6 protein-coding genes are annotated in these 22,893 nt (G+C 43.1%); all 6 read right to left on the minus strand.

Annotated features, from left to right (window positions below):
- Positions 1-12: 12 nt before the first annotated feature.
- Positions 13-16,086, minus strand: a complete 16,074-nt coding sequence (locus tag ACE15A_RS02770; protein WP_129382350.1) for an Ig-like domain-containing protein — start codon at positions 16,084-16,086, stop codon at positions 13-15.
- Between the two features lie 16 nt (positions 16,087-16,102).
- A complete protein-coding gene (locus ACE15A_RS02775) occupies positions 16,103-17,380 on the minus strand; it encodes an HlyD family type I secretion periplasmic adaptor subunit (RefSeq protein ID WP_024149523.1) in 1,278 nt (425 codons plus the stop codon).
- The gene (locus tag ACE15A_RS02780) at positions 17,377-18,696 is read right to left on the minus strand and encodes a TolC family protein (RefSeq protein ID WP_023246300.1); all 1,320 of its coding nucleotides are present in this window, start codon (positions 18,694-18,696) and stop codon (positions 17,377-17,379) included. The genes ACE15A_RS02775 and ACE15A_RS02780 overlap by 4 nt, the downstream gene beginning before the upstream one ends.
- A complete protein-coding gene (locus ACE15A_RS02785) occupies positions 18,686-20,077 on the minus strand; it encodes a MotA/TolQ/ExbB proton channel family protein (RefSeq protein ID WP_023246299.1) in 1,392 nt (463 codons plus the stop codon). Before ACE15A_RS02785 ends, ACE15A_RS02780 begins: the two co-directional genes overlap by 11 nt.
- Positions 20,074-20,721: a hypothetical protein gene (locus tag ACE15A_RS02790; RefSeq protein ID WP_023246298.1), complete on the minus strand. Its 648-nt coding sequence runs from the start codon at positions 20,719-20,721 to the stop codon at positions 20,074-20,076. Before ACE15A_RS02790 ends, ACE15A_RS02785 begins: the two co-directional genes overlap by 4 nt.
- Positions 20,722-22,219: 1,498 nt before the next feature.
- Complete coding sequence (gene ssb1 / locus ACE15A_RS02795) at positions 22,220-22,750, minus strand: single-stranded DNA-binding protein SSB1 (RefSeq protein WP_023246297.1); 531 nt, start codon at positions 22,748-22,750, stop codon at positions 22,220-22,222.
- Between the last annotated feature and the right edge of the window lie 143 nt (positions 22,751-22,893).

Raw genomic sequence — 22,893 nt, forward strand, 5'->3', positions numbered from 1 at the left:
GGCCTCATTATGTTATGCGTGTTCTTCTTGATTATCTACAGGGAGACTTACTTCACTAATAGTGAATATCTCAACAGCACCATTATTATGGTGTGTTACAGCACTTTCTGGGGCTGAGACGTTAACTTCATCCTCGGTGTTGCCTCTTTCACTCATGGAATTAACTATATCTGCCGAAGAATGATCAACTGAGAATGTTTTTTCCTTAATCAGATAATCAGCATCTTTATCGATGAATTTCACATCTATAGTATACTCACCATCATTCAAAGGTACTGGCACCTCAAATATTGCCTTCTGATTATTAATCGGCAAATCAATCTCTTCTCCTTCGAACATAACACTAACATTCACAATATTATCAGGTACTGATATTGCAAAAGATGGTGTCTGACTAATAGAACGTTCAGTTACATCACCAGACTCGGTATTTAATAATACGATGTTATAGGCATCCTCCTGCGCAGCCACTTCTCCAACCGCAGACATCATTGAAAACATAGCTGGGCTATGATTTTTTTCACTTTCAATGCTGACCCTTTCAGATTCCGGTTGAGCTACATCGGTTGCCATGGCGAACTCACTAACATCACCAGCCTCAACAGGCGCTGTCGCTGTTATAGTAGAATCAACCGTCACCGTCAGCGATGATGACTGCTGCGTGTTCCCCGCACCGTCCACCACCGTCACACTCAGCGTGTAGCTACCATCACTCCAGGCTGCTGACGGACTGAAGCTCCAGCCATCATCCCCCTTCGTGGCCGGATAGGTGTCGGTGGTTCCGTTATGCGCCACGCTGACGGTCACTCCGGTCACATCCGCGTCAATATGCTGCAGAGTGAACTTCGGCTGGGTGTGATTTGTCACGTTATCGCTGCCTGACGCGCCGGTGTCCTCGCCTGCCGCCAGCGCGATCTCCGGCACCTTCAGCGTAGTGTCGATCGTGACAGTAATCGGTAACGAGTTTTTCTGATTACCCGCCGCGTCATTCGCAGTTACCGATATCGTATAGGTGCCATCAGCTAAAGCGGTATCTGGCGTAAAGAACCAGACGCCATCCGCTCTTTTTTCAGCATTATATGCCATCCCGTTAATATCTATTTGAACGTTAACGATATCACTTTCTAAATTTCCGATAATAAAGGTAGGTTGTTTATCATGCGTAATATTGTCATCTTTAGATCCACTGTTCGAATCTACCGCTAACGAAATAGTGGGTATCTCTTTTATTAAATCGACTGAGACAACATCACTGGTGTTACCAATTCGATCTGTACTCGATATAGTAAATTTCCCTTCTGATGGATAGGGAATAGCCATACTCCAGTTCCCGTTATCAGGAACGGTTAATGTATATATATTACCCTCGCTATCAGTTATCGTTAATTTTGATTTTGCTTCGCCCGTCCCTTTCATAATGACGAGATCATCGACAATGTCCGAATATGTTATAGCAGGTGCTACCGGTGCAGCGCGATCGATGAATATTTCACGGATCTCTTCCTTCCTGTTTCCAGCGTTGTCCTCAATACTCAAAGTGATATCGTATTTTCCTTCCGGAAGCTGATCGGTCGATAATGCCCATTGGCCATTAGCCGCAACGACTGTCGTTGCCAATGTGACACCTGCCAGCACTAGTGATACTGTCGCGCCAGCCTCCCCCAGACCTCTCATAGTGATAAGGGTATTATTACTCCACCAGTCATTTTGCGACGATGATTTATTGTCATCAAGTTCACTGGTAATGTCCTCAATCATCGTATCCACCCAGATAGAATAACTTTTCTCGTTTACATTACCGCCACGGTCTGTAGATTTTATTTTTATCTCCAGAAGACCTTGAGAGAGATAAACAGAGTTGACTGGCATCTGCCACTCTCCTGTCTGACTAACCCAAACCTGGCCTACGTTTAGCCCATTGATAGTTAAATCCATTAAACTATCAGGCTCCGCACTTCCGCGAAAAATTATATTATGAGTAGTATCTGTTATATATATTTTACCATCACTGCCGGTCATCTCCGCTAGTGTATGTCCATCAATGGCCTCTATCACCACTGGAGTTTTATTCGATGTATCTATTGAAAAATCTAGTGTTTTAGATGTTGCAGTGTTACCTGCCTTATCGGTAATGACATAATAAATACTATGAGAACCGTCACCCAATGGAGCCACAGGTTGATAAACCTGGTTTCTGTCTGTCACAGTGACCGTATCGACTAGCTTGCCATCAATGTAAATTTGGACACTCTGGTTAAACTCACCGTTGATACTAAACTGAGGTCTGGTTTGACTTGTTACGCCGTCGTTAATATACATACCATTATCAGATCCTGCTGTCAGCGTAGGAGGTTCAATGTATGTACTGGTATCTATCGTAACAATTAAGCGAGGTGATTCCGCCCTGTTACCAGCGGTATCTTCCGCAACAACACGAATGGAGTATTCACCATCTTTCAGAGAATTATCAAATTGATATGACCATCTTCCATCATCTTGAACGAGGATATTTGCCACAATTTTTTCATCAACATAAAAATGGATTGTAGCACCCGCTTCCGCAGTACCAACAAAGGATGGCGTATTATGATTAGTAATCAGATCGTCAACCAAACCTGAGTTACTCGAATCTTCAAGGGTTATTGTTGGAAATTCGGTTGATGAATCGACATCGACACTGAAATTTTTACTCGCCTGGGTGTTGCCAGCAATGTCAGTAATGCTGAAATGAATCTTAAACGTACCATCATCTTGCAGCAATATCGGAGCACGCCAGGAACCATCAGCCTCAACCATGACCACATTGACCAGCTTATTATCGACAAAGATGCTTACCTGAGCGCCTGCCTCACCTTGCCCAGTGACTGACAATGCCCGACTATTTGATATAGTCGGTAATGAACCTTCATCAATAGTAAACACAGCAATTTCAGAATCGATCGTCACTGTCGCAACAGCAGATTCAGTTCGGTTGCCGGCTATATCGGTAGCAACAAATTGCACATGATAGTTACCATCGGCGCTATTCGCTGGCATGGTATAACTAACATTACCTGCAGAATTAGCTTCTACCGTAGCTTGCAATACATCATTAATATAAACCTGTACTGTTGCTCCAGGTTCGGTCATTGCGACTAGCTCTGGCGATTTATCGTTGGTAATGAGATCATATTTATCACCACTATTACTATCTCGGCTTAAAGAAATAGCACTGATTTCGATCTGAGTGTCATATTCTACTAAAAGTTCTTTTTGTTGACTATTGCCCGCTTTATCTACTGACTCAACAACAAAGATATTATTACCGTTACTCAGATCTAACTCTGCACTCCAATGCCCATCACTTCCTACTTCAAAAGTAGTAACAACGACTCCTCCCTGAGTTTTAATAGTTAAGGTACTTCCTGCCTCCGCAGTACCATCTATATTTACATGTGATTTATTGGTGATCCAGTCTCCCAGTTTACCCGAATCATCAACTTCTCGCAGTGTAACTGTCAACGGAGCAATTACCGTATCTAACGTTATTTCTTGAGGACCAAACTCTTTAACATTTCCTGCAATGTCTTCAACTTTGAACGTTAATACGTAATTACCATCATTCCCTAAAGTAGGTAATATAACGCCCCAATGCCCGCCTGCAGTAGTATAAGCAGCAGCCTTTTCAACCCCATTAACAAAAACCGTAATTTTACTGTTTGGTTCGCTTGTGCCACTAATCTCCGGCGTTACAGTATTAATATATTTGTCTTCATGTATCCCAGATATATGCCATTCAAGGTCAGCGACCTGAGTATCAATAACGAGGCTAACGGCTGCTGAGCGAATTTCTTCATTGACGCGTGGATTTAATATACCAACTTCCACAACGTACGTCCCGTCAGGCTGTTCCTGCATCTGGAAGGCATATCGACCTGCGGTATCCGATGTTGCCTCGCCAACTTTCTTACCGTCGATATAAATGCTGACAATAGTATTGGGTAATGTGCTCCCAATAAGAGTCGGCGTTTTATCGTTAGTAATAAAATCCCCCAATGCCCCGCTATCACTATCATCACTTAGCTTAATCGTAGGAGGGGTTACATCAATAACAGGTATTACGACTGGAAAGTCGACTTGTGACGATTCATTACCCGCTTTATCTTTGGCAACGATACTAATGACATAAGAACCTGGTGTTAATATTGATGGGGGAGTCCAACTCCATTCGCCATTCGAATTCGCATTGGCTGAGCCGATAACTTTGCCATCCCACTGGATCATAATAGTTGAAAATGCTTCTGCGATACCCTTGAACTCAGGTCGCAGGCTGGTAGCTTCATGCATATCATCAATTGATGAATCCGTAAGCTGAATTGTTGGATCGGGCGTTACCGTATCGATAGTAAATCTATCTTGCGCCTCCGCCGTATTTCCTGCAACGTCTGTTGAGACAACTTTAATTGTGTAGATACCATCTGCCAGGGCATCTGGCGTCATACTCCAGTTACCATCAACACCAACCGTGACCAGTTTTTTCAGCACCTCATGACCTGATGTATCATCGATAATGGTAATAACAAGCTTTGCATCCGGTTCCGCAGTACCGCCGAATTTAGGACTTTTTCTGTTAGTGAGATTATCACTATTAGAACTTCCCGTATCTGATGTGGGATCCATTCGAACACTAACACTTGTTGCCGTATCAATGGTAAATGGTAGTTTCGTCTCGGATATATTACCTGCAAGATCTCTGAAGACGACAACCGCTTCGTAGACACCATCTTTTAGCGCCACAGGAACCTGGAATGTCCCGGTGTTACTGCCATCCAGAGTAATAGGATAAGAGACACCGTTAATTTTTATCGTAACAGTGTCAATATCGGTAGGAATATCACTAATAATGAAACGTGGTTTAGTGACATTGGTAATATTATCTACAGCGCTTTCACCGGAGTCATCGGCATCCAACAAATCGACATCAGGCACAGGTACAGTCGTATCTATAGTGAACGATATCTCCTGGTTAATAGTATTGCCAGCAATATCTTCAGCAGTGACCTCTAGTTTATAATGTCCATCAAGTAATGGTATTTCGGGAGTGTATATCCACTTATTACCCATCCCTTTGTTGAGAGTCGTGACGTTCCCATTTAACGTCACCGCTACAACCTGTAGCGATTCTCTGGCTGAGATTTCAAAACGCGGCGATGTAATATTGGTTATACGGTCTGCCGCGTCATTCCCTGTATCATCCAGCATGGTAATGTTAAGGCCATCAACATGTGTATCCACCGTAAATGCAAGACTGGAATTAGCCGTATTTCCTGCCCGATCCGTTGCCTGCACATGGAGTACATAATGACCTTCTAATAGAGCGCTACCCGCCGTAAAGTCCCACTGTCCGGCTGCATTCTTACTTGCCGGGCTCCAGTTAACACCGTCGAAAGAAACCAATACTTTGGTCACATCATCAGGTGTTACAATATTAAACGATGGACGAGCAACATTAGTGATTCTATCGCTATCATTAACACCACTATCGGTTGTTAATGAAACCCTGTCAATTTGTACCTGGGTATCTATTTCAACCTGCAGTTCAGCTGATGTTTTTGTATTACCCGCAATATCTGTCACTGTAACAGTAAGCGTATGATGACCATCTGTCAGCGGCTTATCTGGTGTAAATGTTAATTTAGCGCCATTATTTTCGATGATATAATCCCGACCATCAAGATGAATAACGATATGTGACACATCATTATCCACATTGCCAATAATAAATGTCGGCTTATTAATATTAGTAATATTGTCATTACTGTCATCGCCAGTATCCTGCGTAGGGTCAAGCACAATATTTGGCTCACGCAGCGTGGTATCAACCGTAAAATTAAGCGTTTGTTGTGCAACGTTACCGGCAACATCGACAACTTCCACTAATAGTGAATGTTGACCATCAGGTAATGCAGTTCCTACATTAAATTCCCAGTGTCCTTCAACACTCTGCGCTAAATCAATCCAATTACCCGTATTATCGATTTTAACGCGTACCTGTACAGTATCATTGGCAGCCACAATTTCAAACTGCGGCTTGTTTACGTTGGTTATATTATCTGAAGAGCTATCACCGCTATCTGTTAATAGCGTTACGCTATTAATTTCGGCTCTCGTATCTACCATTATAGATAACGGTTGAGATGTCGCTATATTCCCTGCTTTATCCTCAATAGTAACGCTCACATTATAAGAACCATCAGGAATCGCATTATCCGGTCTGAACTCCCATGTCCCCCCCACTTTAGTAGCGTTATAAGTATTGGTACCAATAGTTACCATTACCTTAATAACATCGGCATCAACATTGCCAATAACAAAAGTGGGCCGTGAAATATTCGTAATATGGTCGGAAGTATTCGCTCCAGTATCCTGTCCGGCCCCCAAAGCAATTGTCGGAATCTGTAAGTGAGTATCGATATTAAAGACTAAATCTTTGCTCGCAACGTTACCTGCTGTATCTGTAGCCTCGATACGAAGCGTATGTTGCCCATCAGTCAGATTATTTGTGCTTGCAAAAATCCACTGTCCATCCGCATTTCGCCGTATCGGAATCCAGGTTGTGCCGCCATCAAGAGTAGCGCGCATCTGGGCAACATCCGCAGGAACCTCAACTCTGAATGATGGTTTAGCGTTATTCGTTAATTGATCACCGAGAACGCCAGTGTCATTAAGCAACACGATATTGTTGATAGTGGTCGTAGTATCAATACGGACATCTAATTGCGCAGATTCTTTTACATTCCCCGCCCGATCTTCTACAACAACAGCTAATTGATATAAGCCATCCGCCCAACTCACAGAAGGACTGAAACTCCATTTACCATTGTTAAATACCGCCGCTTCCTCATGAGAGCTACCGTTATGAGTAACCCTGACCATAACGTGCAAGGCATCAGAATCAATATGGCTCAAGTCAAATACCGGATGATCGTGGTTAGTAAGCTGATCGCCAACCACGCCGCTGTCTTCGCCATTAGCCAACGCAATTACCGGGGTACTCAACGTACTATCTATCGTTACCGTTAAAGGAGCGGATGTCGTTTTGTTACCCGCCGTATCAGTTACCGTCACGGTCAATTTATAACTACCATCGTTTAATGCCGCGTCAGGTCGATAACGCCATCCATCAGCCGATTCGGTTAAAATAATGTTTTTAAATGTACCGTTATGCTCAATCTGTAATTCAACTCTTTGGACATCATTATCGATATGACCCAAAACAAAAACCGGCTGAGTTAAACTGGTCAGATTATCATTCTTACTTTGCCCGGTATCCTGATCTGGCGCTAATTCAATGGTTGGCGTTGACAGCGTGGTGTCGATGGTGAAGCCCAGCGTCCGCGTCGCCGTATTGCCCGCAATATCGGTCGCCTCCACCGTCAGCACGTGCGCGCCTTCGGTCACATCAGACGACCAGGCATAACTCCAGACGCCTGCCGATGCCTTCGTCGCATCCATCCACGTCTTACCCCCGTCTAGGCTCACCCGCACCCTGTTCACATCCTCCGGCACCGTCACCCGGAACTGCGGGCGCATCTCGTTGGTCAGGTTGTCATCCGGGACGCCGTTGTCATTGACCAGCTCAATACGATTAATTGACGTATGTGTGTCCACCTTCACGTCCAGCGGCGTGGAATAACGGATATTTCCCGCATTGTCCTCCACTTTCACCGTCAGCGTGTAGCTCCCGTCCGTCCACGCGCTGTCCGGCGTAAAGTGCCACCGGCCACCGGTCTGGGTCAGCTCCACCTCCCGGCTGCTGCCGTCATGCGCGATCTGTACCGTCACCCGGTTCGCATCAGGATCGATATTTTCGATGGTAAAGCCCGGCGACCTGACGCTGGTGACGTTATCTCCCCTGTTGCCGCTGTCATCCGCACTGTCCAGCGTGATGACCGGCACCGACAGGGTGGTGTCAATGGTAAACTCCAGCGTCCGCGTCGCCGTGTTGCCCGCCGCATCCGTCGCCTCCACCGTCAGCGTGTGTTTACCCTCGCCCACGTCGCCCGGCCAGTTGTATTCCCAGACCCCGGCGGCATTCTTCGTCGCGTTCACCCAGTTCGTATCGCCGTCCAGACTCAGACGAACCGTATTCACATCCCCCGGTGTCGTCACCCGGAACTCCGGGCGCAGGGCGTTGGTCAGGTTATCGCCGGAAATTCCGTGGTCGTTCACCAGCTCGATGCCATCAATGGCCGTCTGCGTGTCCACCGTTACCGTCAGCGGCGCAGACTGGCGAATGTTCCCCGCCTCGTCTTCCACTTTTACCGTCAGCGTGTACTGACCGTCCGCCCAGTCGCCCGCCGGGGTGAAACTCCAGCGTCCGTTCGCACCCTGCGTCGCCTTCAGCACCTCCCTGGTGCTGCCATGCTGAACTTCCACCGTGACATGACGCGCATCGTTATCAATGTTGTCCAGTAAGAACGTCGGCCTGTTCACCCGGGTCAGTTCATCCCCCCTGACGCCGCTGTCATCCGCGCTGTCTAGCGCAATGAGCGGTACTGACAGCGTGGTGTCGACGGTGAAGCTCATCGTCTCTTTTACCGTGTTGCCCGCCACATCGGTGGCCTCCACCGTCAGCGTGTGCGCCCCTTCGGTCACATCCGTCAGCCAGCTGTAGTCCCAGACGCCGGCGGAAGTTCTCTTCGCATCCACCCACGTCTTGCCGCCGTCGATACTCAGGCGTACCGTGTTCACATCATCCGGCACCGTCACCCGGAAGTGCGGGCGCACCGCATTGGTCAGGTTGTCGTCCGGAATGCCGGTGTCGTTAACCAGCTCAATACTGTTAATGGCTGTCTGCGTGTCCACCGTCAGCGGGGCGGAATGGCTGACGTTCCCGGCTTTATCTTCCACCGTCACCGTCAGCGTGTAGCTGCCGTCACCCCACGGCGCTGTCGGCGTAAAGCTCCACTGCCCCCCGCTTTTGGTCAGCGCTACCTCTTCACTCTTGCCATCATGCGTTACTTGCACCACCACCCGGCTCGCATCGACATCAATATTACCGAGAATAAAGCCTGGCTTTTTCGCGTTGGTGAGATTATCGCCAGTAATACCACTGTCATCCTTATGGTCCAGTGCAATGGTCGGCGTTGTCAGCGTGGTATCAATGGTAAATTCCAGCATCCGCGTGATGGTGTTGCCTGCCTTGTCGGTCGCCTCCACCTGCAGGGTGTATTTCCCATCCTTCACGTCATCTGGCCAGGTATAATCCCAGATCCCTGCCGCGCCCTGCGTTGCCTTAACCCATGTCGCGCCACCGTCGATGCTCAGGCGTACCGAATTCACATCTTCCGGCACCGTTACACGGAACTGCGGGTGGATGTCATTGGTCATATTATCGCCAACGACGCCGCTGTCATTAATCAGCTCAACCTTACCAATTGAGATATGTGTATCCACTGTTACCGTCAGAGGGGTGGACTGACTTACGTTCCCGGCTTTATCCGTCACCGTCACACTCAGAGTGTAACTGCCGTCCGTCCAGTCGCGATCCGGCGTAAAACGCCACCCCCCAGCTTCCTGACTCGCATCAAATACACTTGTCGTACCATCATGCGTCACGCTTACCACAACGCTAGCGACGTCGGCATCAATATGTTGCAGGATAAAATTCGGCTGGGGACGGTTGGTCAGGTTATCACCCCGTTCACCGGTATCATCCGCGTTGTCCAGCGTGATGGTCGGGACCAACAGGGTGGTGTCAACGGTAAAGTCCAGCGTCCGCGTCGCCGTGTTCCCTGCGATATCGGTCGCTTCCACCGTCAGCGTGTATGTCCCTTCCGGCACATCAGTCAACCAACTGTAGTCCCAGACACCTGCCGCGCTCTTCGACGCATGCATCCACGTCTTGCCGCCGTCAATGCTCAGGCGTACCGCGTTCACATCTTCCGGCACCTCCACCCGGAAGTGCGGGCGCATTTCATTAGTCAGATTGTCGCCAGCAACACCGGAGTCATTCACCAGTTCAATACTATTAATGCCGGTCCGTGTGTCCACGGTTACCGCCAGTGGCGCTGAGTGGCGGATATTCCCCGCGTCGTCTTCCACCGTCACCGTCAGCGTGTAGCGGCCATCCGTCCACGCACTGTCCGGCGTGAACGTCCATCCTCCTCCGTTTTTGGTCAGCGCCACATCTTCACTTTTGCCATCATGCGTAACCGTCACCACCACCCGGCTCGCATCCGTATCAATGCCGTTGATAGTAAAACCAGGCGTTTTTTCGTTGGTGATATTGTCGCCAGCCACACCACTGTCATTCGCGGTATCCAGCGTGATGGTCGGTACCGACAGGGTGGTGTCAACGGTAAAGTCCAGCGTCCGCGTCGCCGTGTTCCCTGCGATATCGGTCGCTTCCACCGTCAGCGTGTGTACGCCCTCAGTGATGTCTGTTGTCCAGCTATAATCCCAGACACCTGCCGACGTTTTCTTCGCATCCACCCACGTCTTGCCGCCGTCAATACTCAGGCGTACCGCATTCACATCTTCCGGCACCGTCACCCGGAACTCCGGACGCAGAGCGTTGGTCAGATTGTCATCCGGCATACCGGTATCATTGACCAGTACAATGTTGTTAATCTCCGTCTGCGTGTCGATGGTCACTGCCAGTGGCGCGGACTGGCTGACGTTCCCGGCTCTGTCCTCAACTTTCACCGTCAGCGTGTAATTGCCATCCACCCAGTTACTGGCCGGCGTAAAGTGCCACTGCCCCCCGATCTGGGTCAGTTCCACCTCCTGGTTCGTGCCATTATGCGTAACCTGTACTGCCACCCGGATCGCATCCGCATCAATGCCGTTGATAGTAAAACCAGGTGTTTTTTCGTTGGTGATATTGTCGCCAGCCACACCACTGTCATTCGCGGTATCCAGCGTGATGGTCGGTACCGACAGGGTGGTGTCAATGGTAAAACCGAGCGCCTGTGTCGCCTTGTTCCCAGCTATGTCGATAGCTTCCACGACAAGGGTATGTTTCCCCTCAGGTACCGCGTCCGGCCAGGTGTAATCCCAGATACCGGTAGAAGACGGTGTGGCGTTAATCCATGTCGTGCCGCCATCGATGCTCAGGCGTACAACGTTGACATCTTCCGGCACCGTCACACGGAAATGAGGATGTACCTCATTGGTTATATTATCGCTGGTGATACCGCTGTCATTGACCAGCACAATGCCGTCAATCGTGACCTGTGTATCCACTTTCACCGACAACGGTGCTGACTGGCGAGTATTCCCCGCCTCGTCGGTCACTTTTACCGTCAGGGTGTAATTGCCATCAGCCCACGCGCTGGTTGGTGTGAATACCCAGTTGCCGCTGGTCTGGGTCAGCTCCACCTCTTCACTCTTGCCATTGTGCGTGACCTGTACCACCACCCGGCTCGCATCGGCATCAATATTGCCGAGGGTAAAACCAGGCGTTTTTTCGTTGGTGATATTATCGCCAGCCACACCGCTGTCATTCGCGGTATCCAGCGTGATGGTTGGTACTGACAGTGTGGTGTCAACAGTAAAATCCAGCGTCCGTGTCGCCGTGTTTCCTGCAATATCGGTGGCTTCTACGATCAGCGTGTGTTTACCTTCGGGAACTTTCCCCAGCCATGTATAATCCCAACTCCCTTTTATTAAGCCTGGTGTGGCGTTAACCCACGTTTTACCGCCGTCGATACTCAGGCGTACCCTATCCACATCATCTGGTACCGTCACACGGAACTGCGGATGAATGTCGTTAGTCAGATTGTCGCCGACCATACCGGTGTCATTAATCAATTCGATATTGTCGATCGCAATTTGCGTATCCACTTTCACTGTTAACGGTGTGGACTGACGGATATTTCCCGCCTCATCTTCCACCGTCACTTGTAGCGTATAGCTGCCATCTGCCCAGTCGTGGTCTGGCGTAAATACCCAATTACCACCACTCTGCGTCAGCGCCACTACCTCGTTCTTGCCATTATGCGTGATTTGTAGCGCCACCCGAATCACATCGCCGTCAATATTGCTGAGGGTAAAGCCCGGCGTTTTGCTGTTAGTAATATTATCCCCGGTAACACCACTATCATCGGCGCTATCCAGAGCGATGGTCGGCACAGTCAACAAAGTGTCGATAGTAAAGTCGAGTGTCTGCGTTAACTTATTACCAGCAATATCGGTCGCTTCTACCGTCAGGATATGTGACCCTTCAGTTACATTCGTCGGCCAACTGTAATCCCAAATGCCTGCCGTATTTTTCGTCGCACTCCCCCATGTCTTGCCCCCGTCAATACTCAGACGTACCATATTTACGTCATTTGGCACTTCAACACGGAAGTGTGGACGCATATCGTTAGTTATATTGTCGTCAGCAATACCAGTGTCATTGATCAGTTCGATGCTATTAATCGCGATTTGCGTATCCACTTTCACTGTTAATGGTGTGGACTGGCGAATATTTCCCGCCTCATCTTCCACCGTCACTTGCAGTGTATAGCTGCCATCATCCCACGTGCTGGCAGGTGTAAATACCCAGTTACCGCCATCTTGAGTCAGTACAATCTGTTCATTCACGCCATTATGTGTCACCTGTACAACTACCCGGTGTGCATCAGAATCAATACCACTAATAATAAAGTCAGGCTTATTAATATTGGTAATATTATCATCCGCCACGCCAGTATCATCTTTTGCAATCAAAGAAATAACCGGAATGGAAAGTGTCGTATCTATAGTAAAATCAAATGTAGGACCAGTAACTTTATTGCCAGCGATATCTTCAGCTTTAACATATACCTGATGCAGGCCATCAATCAGATCTGAAGTAAAAGTATATGTCCATGTTCCATTAGATTGTTGGGTAGCAATACCTATCTGTGTATTAGAGATAGCATCCCATACCTGAACATTTCTAACATCTGAATCAATATTTCTAAGAATAAGAGTTGGTTTAGTTATATTCGTTAAATTATCATCTAAAATTCCGGACTCAGAATCAGGGCTTAGTGAAACTACCGGTATAGATATGGTAGTATCCACACTAAATAAAAAGGCGTCAGAATGTGCAATATTTCCAGCAATATCCTCTACTGTGGCGGTTATTTTATGATCACCATCAGCCAGACTTTGATCTGGTTTCAGAGTATAATCCCATACACCGTCTTTATTCGTCCTGACTTCAGCCACCAAAGCATTATCTATATATAATTTTACGATTGAATAAGGTGCAGCAGTCCCTGTCAGGGCAGGTCGTTTTTCATTAATGATATGATCTGTATTATCCAACCCTGTGTCATCGACTAACTCAATGGTTGGCTTTTGTGTATGCGTAAGGATTTGGAAGTTATAAATTGATGATGATGCTTTATTGCCAGCAATATCTTCCGCTTTTACCATCACTTCATGCATGCCATCAGGCAATATATTTGAAAATTGGAAGTTCCATACACCATCATCGCCAGCAATGGCCTCACCGCTTAAGATACCATCAACATAGATTGAGACTTTAGCATTAGGCTCTGCACTTCCGGTAAATAAAGGCGTATTAACTCTTGTAATCAGGTCTCCTTTAACCCCAGAGTCAGCACTATCATGCAACATAACAGTAGGGATTGGTGTAAAACTATCAATGGTAAGTTGATAATCAGCCGATGCAGTATTACCTAATGGGTCTACTGCCTCAACCGTCACTGTATAAACATCGTCAGACAAATTACGGGAAATATCAAAAGTCCAGTTCCCGTGTTCATCTGCTGTTGTCACTCCAATAGCTTTGCCATCAATAATAATATTTACGGTAGCAAATTTACCAGCAGTCCCGAGTAAAGTCAGAGCGTTATGCTTATTGGTAATCCAGTCCCCTTTCTCGCCAGAGTCATCAACCGCGTCAAGTTCGGCTTTTGGGATTACAACTTCAGTCTGGATAGTAAAAGAGTATTTAATTGCCGAGGATTTATTACCAGCTATGTCCTGAGAAACAATCTCAATGTCATATACCCCTTGCGGGAGTTTTTCATTAAATTGATAACTCCATGAGCCATTTGAGTCGACGTCAATGCTGGCATAAAATTTACCTTCTCGCAGAATTGATATTGTAGATTTAGGCTCTGCCGTACCGACCAATGCAGGTGTATCATCCCCTGATAAAATAATGCCGTTTGGTAATGTTACAAAATCATCCAGGGAAACTGTCGGGGCTGTCGGCGCTACTGTATCAATAACATAACTAAAATAAAAATCTTTCTGGTTACCCGCCACATCCTCAACAGTGAAAACCAGGTTGTTAACCCCTTCAGCGGAATCCGAAGTAAAAGCAAATTGCCACTCACCTTCAGCATTGGCTTTAAGAACAACTAATTCACCAGTTTCAGAGTTTTTAACATTTATCGTGGTATTTGGTTCACTTTTCCCGATAAAAATAGGGCGGCTATTATTAGTGACATTATCGCCAACGATACCACTATCATCGGCAGGATCAAGCTCTGCACTAAAATAACTGATACGAGTATCAATGGTAAATGTAAGATCTGATGTTTCAGAGGTATGTCCGGCGATATCTGTAGCTGTCGCTGTTAAATGGTATTCGCCATCTTTCAGGGGCTCAGTAAGCGTATAACTCCACGAACCATCTTTAGCAGCAACAACATCCCCCAGGTGCTTAATTCCAATATAGATGGAAACCGTTGCCCCAGGCTCAGCCACACCTATAAATGTAGGTAATGTACTGTTAGTTATATTGTCATCTTTAACACCAGAATCACTATTAATATCCAGCTCAATTGTCGGCTTTTCCGGAGGAATGGTATCTATTGTAATTACATTTGAAATTTCACTTTGGTTGCCAGCCTTATCTACTGCAACAACCTTAATATTATTATCTCCTTCAATTAATTCTTTACCTTTAAATCCATAACTCCACTTACCATTTTTATCAACATCTACGCTAGTAATAAGTTTATCGTTAACGTAAATATTAACCTTTGCATTTTCTTCTGCGGTACCAATAATTGATGGTGTCAACGTAGCGGTTAAGCCTTGATGACCAGGAATACTGCTTTCTGGCGAAAGTTCAAAACTTGGTTTATCAATAACGGAGTCTATAGTAATGGCAAGCTTAGTGCTACCCATTGCGTTACTAGTTGTGGCTTCCGCTTCCAGATTGTATGTTCCATCGGCCAATTTCTCAGGAGCAGTAAAGGTAAAATTACCTAACTTATCGGCAACAACCTGACCGACAGAAATTCCGTTTATTTTAATAACCACTGTTGCATTTGGTGATGTGCTACCAATAAACTGTGGTTTAGTAAAATTAGTTATACTATCATCTTTGCTTCCACTATTGCTTTCTGCTGCAAGCTTAAAGGATATTTTTAGTTTCTCTTTAACAGGTTCAGCTTCAAATTGATTATCATAATTCTTACTACTATTACTTCTTCCACTGCCTGTATTTTTATTAAGAGGTTGAGGTGTTATTTTTTCGGATTCATCCTGCTTAATATTTTGAGCTGCTTTGCTTAAAGTGTTTTGCTGTATGGCATTATCTTGTTGAGCCAAATTGTCTTTTGCTACATTATCTGACAAAAAATTCTGCAGCATTTCTTCTATTTGTTTTGAAGAATTTTGGATTTCGAAAGCTTCACTGATCGCTTTTTCTGCTGCTTCTTTAGCCTTTTCTGCTTCTTCCTTTGCTTTATCGGCCTCTTTTTTTGCGCCCTCAGCATCATCTAATTGCTTTTGTAGTTCTTCATCTTTCCTGGCATTTCTATTTTTACCGTTACCTTTCTTCTCCACCAGACCTGCATCAACTAAAGAACTATCAATTCGCTCAAGCTGAATATCTTTTAAATCCACACTCCCGATAACTTTGGAACCAGGGATACTCTTATCTTTAAACTTAATGATAAGATTGTTGCCTTTAATGCTTGAGTAAAGAGCTCCGTTGACAATGATGACTGAACCATGCGACGTGGTAATATTCATGTCCGGCCCAGCCAAAGAAACCTTAGCTCCTTTGGCATCTCCCAAAGAGGAAAGGTCAATCACAGAATTCTGATCAGCAAAAACTTTTTTTATATTCATGTTTTTCATAAACGTATCTTTATCTCTAAGAAAGATTTAATCTTTTAGTATTAACAGGTTCTGAAAAAGCTTTATCCACGCCTTTCATCAGTGGAGACAGCAGGTACTCCATAATGCTATGTTTTCCGGTAATTATACTGGCATCAACTGTCATGCCTGGTTTTAACCACCGCAAATCATCTTCATTTACGTCGAATGAAATAATTACCTTATAATATCGTTGAATAGTTCCTCCGGTGTTTTCTTCATAGGAGTCAGGGCTAATATTATCGATTGTCGCACTATATGACTTCATTTTTGGCTGGATAATTGATTGAACATCCAGTTTGACAGCTTCGTCTAAATATATTTGATCTCTGTACTTAGGTGGTATTTTTACGTCAGCCAACATAGTCTTCACCTTCGGTTTAATTTCAAAGAGTAAGTCAGCTGCCTGGATAACACCACCATGTGTAGTGGCACTTTTATTTATTTTATAAATAACCCCATCAACAGGTGAGTAAATATCCTCTTCATCTAATTGTTTTTCTATTACGTTTAGGGTTGAGTTAACGACTTCAAGCTCTTGCTGATTTTTAGATATGAGCTTAGATAATGAAAGCCTTAATTCATTATTCAGTGCCTTAATGTCATTACCAACCAACTCAATATCATCTTTTTTTAAAGTTATACTGCTCTCAATATCATTAATTTCAGATTTAACTTTAATATACACCTGTTTCTTATTTAGAAAATTAGTATACGGACTAATACCTTTTTTCACCAAAGGAGAGAGAATATTTATTTCTTCTGCGAGCAAAGCTAATTCTTTTTCTTTGGAATTTAATTTCTCCTGTAATCCATCAATCTCCGAATCAAGAGAATTTTTTTTTAATTCTTTAGTTCTTATCTGGCTATGAACCAGTTCAATATTAGCTTTTACCTCTTTGTTACTTAAAGAACTCACACCATCAAGTGAAATTAATCCATCTTCATTTCGTTTATCAAGAATGAATGATATTTCGTTTACATCTTTATCCAGATACCCCTTTTGAGTTTTATAACGTTGATATTCCTTTTGTAAATCAAGGTTAACTATCTTTGCAAGTAGCTCTCCTTTTTTTACAGTGTCTCCCTCTGTTACATAAATATCTTGTATCGTTCCACCTTTAGACAAAGATATTAGTTGAGCATTATCTTTGGTTGTAATAACACCCTGACCATGCACTACAGAATTTATCTTTACAAAATAGGTAAGAATGACAATCATAATTGTTAGCGTTATGATTATCATCATAAGACGATCACTCTGCTTCCTGTTCATTTTGTTATATTCAACTCACTAGCTGAATTTCCTTTCAGGTAATCAATTAAATGAAAAACTAAAGATAGTTGCTGTAGTTTCAGCATATATAAACTATATTTACTATCTACCATGCTTACATATGCCTGAAATGCTTCATTACGGCTAGAAATTAAATCAAGCAAACTTTTTTGTCCTAGCTGAAATTCTTGCTCATATAACCCAGTAAGTTGCAAAGCATTTTTATGAGAACGTTCAGCTACTAAATATGTTTCTTTTGCTGCACTGTACTTTGAAAGTTGGGAATCGATGTTATAACGCGTTTTCAGCAAAAAATCGTCAATTTGTAATTTTGCCTGAGAATAACTGGCTACCATTTTACTTTCTTGTGCTGAGTTTCTGAAGCCATTAAAAATATTTAAACTAACATTAACCCCTGTCTTAAATTCATTTTCGTAATCGCTTTTTTTGGCGCTGCCACTTGGATTATTCTGTACATAGCTAGACACTAAATCGACAGTTGGGAAATAGGAAGAGTTAGCAGCATTAATATCTTCTGAGGCCGCCTTTCGCGCGCTGACAAGCATTTTATAGTCATCATTGTACTTCATAACCATATTCATAAGCTTTTCAGGGCTATCCACAAAAATATATTTTTTAAATAAATCGAAATGTTCATCACTTTGGATTTGATCTGGCGATAACTGCATGCCAGTCATATTTTTCATCTTATACATTTCATCATCCAGCATTGATTGATACATAATACTTCTGGTATTCAATGCATCGATCGAAACCTGTACTTTTCTCAAGTCAGATTGCATAGCAACACCAGATGATACCAATAGCGAAAAGGTACCCAACATGTTTTTATAAAATTCTTTCTCTTTATTTATACCATCAATCATTTCACGATATTTACTGATATTATAATAAGTTGTTATAACCTCTTGAGCTACTGTGTTTTTTGTTTTTTCATAATCAATATCACTACTGTTTTTTTCATATTCAGATTTTCTGATATTTGCTCCTCTTACACCAAAATCAGTAATCCGATACGATAGTGAAATTTTATTTTCAATATTTCGTTCATCACCGGAAGACTCTTTTCTGTTATTATTAATACCAGACGATAGATCCAATGTAGGATAAAGCGAAGCCCTCGTAGCTTCTAAATCACTTTTTTTCTTTTCAGTTTCGTAATAGGAAATAGCAACAGATGGCTGATGTTTTAATGCAGCATCCACCAACTTACTTAATGGCAGTATTGCAAATTCACTAGCATGAGCACCTTGCATAATAAAAGCTGCCGTTAATAAAAAATGTTTAATCTTCATTTTTTACCTCATCATGTAATAAGCTCTGCTTTAATAATTTCTGATGCATCAACGTTATTTTTTCCATTAATGGGATATATGTTTCACGATAACTAACTATTTCAGCACCTATCATTTTTGTTCTATCAATAATTTTTTCATCTGCAGCAGATAAGTTGGATAACGCTGAATGAATATTATTACTATCCTCATCTATGGCAGCTTTCATCTCTGTGACAAGGTGAGTAACCTTTACGTTTTCGATAGCAATACTATCTATGGTTTTTCTTTGGGAAACAGATTCCTGATGACATCTATCAAGTGATGCAATTACTGTATCGTTCTTTTTATCTATAGAGTCTTGTGTATGGTTTAATTGAGCTAACATCACGTTATTTTCAGAAATTAAGGCATTACCTTTCGATAAATGTTCTGCCACATTATCCATGTTGTCAGAAATTTGGATGTAATGCTTATTACTAATATTTATATAATTATCAACCTGTTTAGAAAGCTGTTCTAATATCACAGTATTATCAGATAATTTATTCTGTAAGCTGGATAGGCCATCAGAAAAAACCGTCAGTTTTTTTTCTTCTGCTTGGGTGCGTGAAAGTTCAATGGATTTATAGTTGTCGAAAAACTCTCTAAATAGTTCCTTAAATTCGAAAAGTGTCTCTGATTCTATCCGTAAGCTTCGTTGTCGATTACTACTTGCCCGACTTCTTTTTACTTTTAATCTCTTAATTTCAGCAGAAATAAGAGCATAAGAACTACGAACAAAAACACTTTGGGATGTTAGAAGAATAGCACACACAACCCCATAGATAGATGAAACAAAAGCAGTATTCATTCCTTTCAATGGTTCAGAAAGCGATGCCACCATCGTAACAATCATATGTAAAGTATTACTGGAACTTTCTCCACCAACTCCTGATGGGGTGCTCAATAGATTGCCTATTGATCCAATAGTAATAGACAAGCCTGCAAATGTTCCTAATAAACCAATTAGAGTAGAGACATTACTACAACTCATAATAAATGATAATCGTTGATTACGAGCTGTCGACACACTATCATCTAACTCTATTAATAAATTGGAATCACACTTCATGAAATCATCAGCAAAAATGACCTGATTAAGACTGGAAAGTGTAGAGCTTTTTTTATTGGCATTATTGGTAGTTAAAATTTCTCTTGCATCGCAATTTTTAAATACGGTAAATAATGTGCATACAGATCCCATAATATAGATAGCGATAATAACACTGTTATAGATCGCAGATACCATGAAATTATCAAAAACGTAACCCCTAATCCCATCAAAAGACAAAGCAATAAAAGGAATTATTGCGATAAGGAAACAGGTAAAGAAATAGCGATACTTATTTATAGATTTCACTCTGACACCTTTTTATCGACAGTTGTAATAATGGCTTTGCCACCTACTCCTGAAGTTCCTGAATTAACACTCATATCAATATCTACCTCAGGGCAGATTATCTTAATTTCTTTCATTAAAATAATCCCTCGTTCGTAGCCCAAACGCAAAGAGTCCGAATAAGAAATATCCGACTGAGGAACAATCATTTCTATTAATAATTTATTATTTCCATGCTCTTTTAACCAAGCGGTTAATTTTTTTATATCCTCCTCTGAAAAGCTTCTTAACCTACCGTAATAGGTAATAATAAATTCCTTTTCTGTCGCGGTCATATCAACCCGTTGCCCATTAGCGATATCATAGATACCCTTTTCTTTCCCCGTTTTTTCAGTAGTGCCACTAAAGTTCCTTTCATCAATGGCTTTCGTTTTATCTATTTCATCTACTTTAGTAGATTCGTTTATAACTTCTTTTTCATCCTTAATTTCTTTAGCATTAGGATTGATATTTTCTGCATTACTTGTTTTATATACCTTAATTGAGTTATCGTACATAATAAGCATGTTGTTAAGTGCAAATACCAACATGAGAAATATGAATATACATAGCACTGTTGAAAATGTATCAACAAAACTAGGCCACGGATTACCTTCGTCTTCCATGTCAACTCCTGATATTACACAGCGGGTAAAAAGATATTTTAGGATATAGAGAAATAAAAGAGATTGAGACTTTGGGGGGATGGAACGCTACCGCCCTTGGCTTTCAGCTACCAATGTACTTTTAGACGTTATGATTTTCTGGCATTATTTGTCTTTATAAATATGGACATGATAATACCGTGTATGTATCAAAATTAAGGTGCGTTATTTTTTAACTAAATAACTTCACTTTTTCTTTGCTTATGCTGTTTTAGTTAAATAGTTTTCATCGAAAATTACCCTACCCACTCGACAAAAAATAGCTATTCCAGAATATAGATTTAAATTCTGTAAATAATATTATTAGCTAAATATTTAATATGGGAACGGTTTGCAAATCGCACCCCCATCAATATAAATCATATCGTATAGAAATAGGATCTCCTTATGTAAAATTAATGTTTCATTATTAAAGCATAAGAAAATAGGGACTTCAATATACGTAAAATTGCCAGTGCAAATCAGACCAGTGAGAGTAATAATTATTAACAATAAAAGAAAAGGCCAAAAACGGTCTTTTATTTATATAAAAATAGCCACAAACCACGATTTATGCTCCTTAACGTGGAGCATAACCATAAATAGGTATGCGATAATAGAAAGTCATTTACCCAAAAAGGATATTTATGTATCTATAACTTGTACGGTAAAAAAAATCTCACATATTAAAAACGTCTATTTTTTGCGAAAAAGTATTCATAAATTACATAATAATAACGTCGCTACACGAAACTATTCTGATTGTATTAAGATGATAAGAGCGCAAATCTATAGAAGGGGCATAAGTACTAAGTCTGAGGGGGTGCCAAATCTTCCAGGAAAAATTAGATCATTATGCAATGATGGCTGGTCATCGAGAGTGTTATGAAGGGGCGAGTAACTCACTTCCGGTACAGAAGTGTAACGGTATGCTCTGCCATCTCTCCATCCGAATATCATTCCTATATTTTCACCTCCTCCCTGTCATCTCATTTACTGACAAAACTACCTTATCCAGGAAAGAACTCAGTAAAGCATCAGTACGCCTTGTACTTAATATATTATCGCGTACAAAGGTAGCCGTAGTATCCATCTCTTACGGAGCACGAAAAATGGAGTAAAGCCAGCCGGTAATATTTTAATTGAATAATAAATCTGATTTTATCTTAATAATTTCAGATAGATAAGTATGAATAATACTCAGTAATAATTTTTTACACCGGGAAAGAGAACGCAGAATGCGTCTTTTGAATTTATCGTTTGGAAACGTCAAACAGGAATTGACGATGGTACCTGTTCGATACATGAGAGGAGGGCTAGCACTCTTCGGATAGTGGTCGACGCACAGAAAAATCCATCTACAACTATCCTTTTTCTGACCAGTTGCCTTCCCGCCCAGAGATTCAAACCTAATTCTGAGCGAGAGGCAACCTGAGATTCTTTCAAAACATGAAAATAATGCTTTGATTTAAAAAGATAATCAGAATGGAATGTCGTCGTCAAAATCCATTGGCGGTTCGTTAGACGGCGCTGGCGCGGATTGCTGTGGACGCGACTGCGCGCCGCCGCTGAACTGGTTGCCGCCCTGCGGCTGCTGAGGTTGTTGCGGCTGGCCCCAACCGCTCTGCTGCTGACCGCCTGCCGGTGCGCCGCCGCCCTGGCGACCACCCAGCATCTGCATCACGCCGCCGATCTGCGGAACGTTAATTTCAGTCGTATAGCGTTCCTGACCACTCTGATCGGTCCATTTACGGGTACGTAGTTGACCTTCGATATACACCTGAGAACCTTTACGCAGATATTCGCCGGCCACTTCCGCCAGTTTGCCGAACATCACCACCCGGTGCCATTCCGTTTGCTCTTTCATTTCGCCGGTCTGCTTATCGCGCCAGGATTCAGAAGTAGCCAGCGTTAAGTTGGCGACAGCGCCGCCACTCGGCATATAGCGTACTTCCGGGTCCTGGCCCAGATTACCAACGAGAATCACCTTGTTTACGCCTCTGCTGGCCATGATTGAGTCTCCTGAATACGTTTCATAAATAGTGTAAACGCGTGAGTGTACCATTTCCACGTAGCATTTTAATAGCTGCGATGCAGGTTCCAGTTCACTCGCGCGAACCTCATATTGTTACATACTTTAGCTGAAGATGCATT

Source organism: Salmonella sp. HY31, assembly GCF_042604575.1.
GTDB classification, from domain to species: domain Bacteria; phylum Pseudomonadota; class Gammaproteobacteria; order Enterobacterales; family Enterobacteriaceae; genus Salmonella; species Salmonella diarizonae.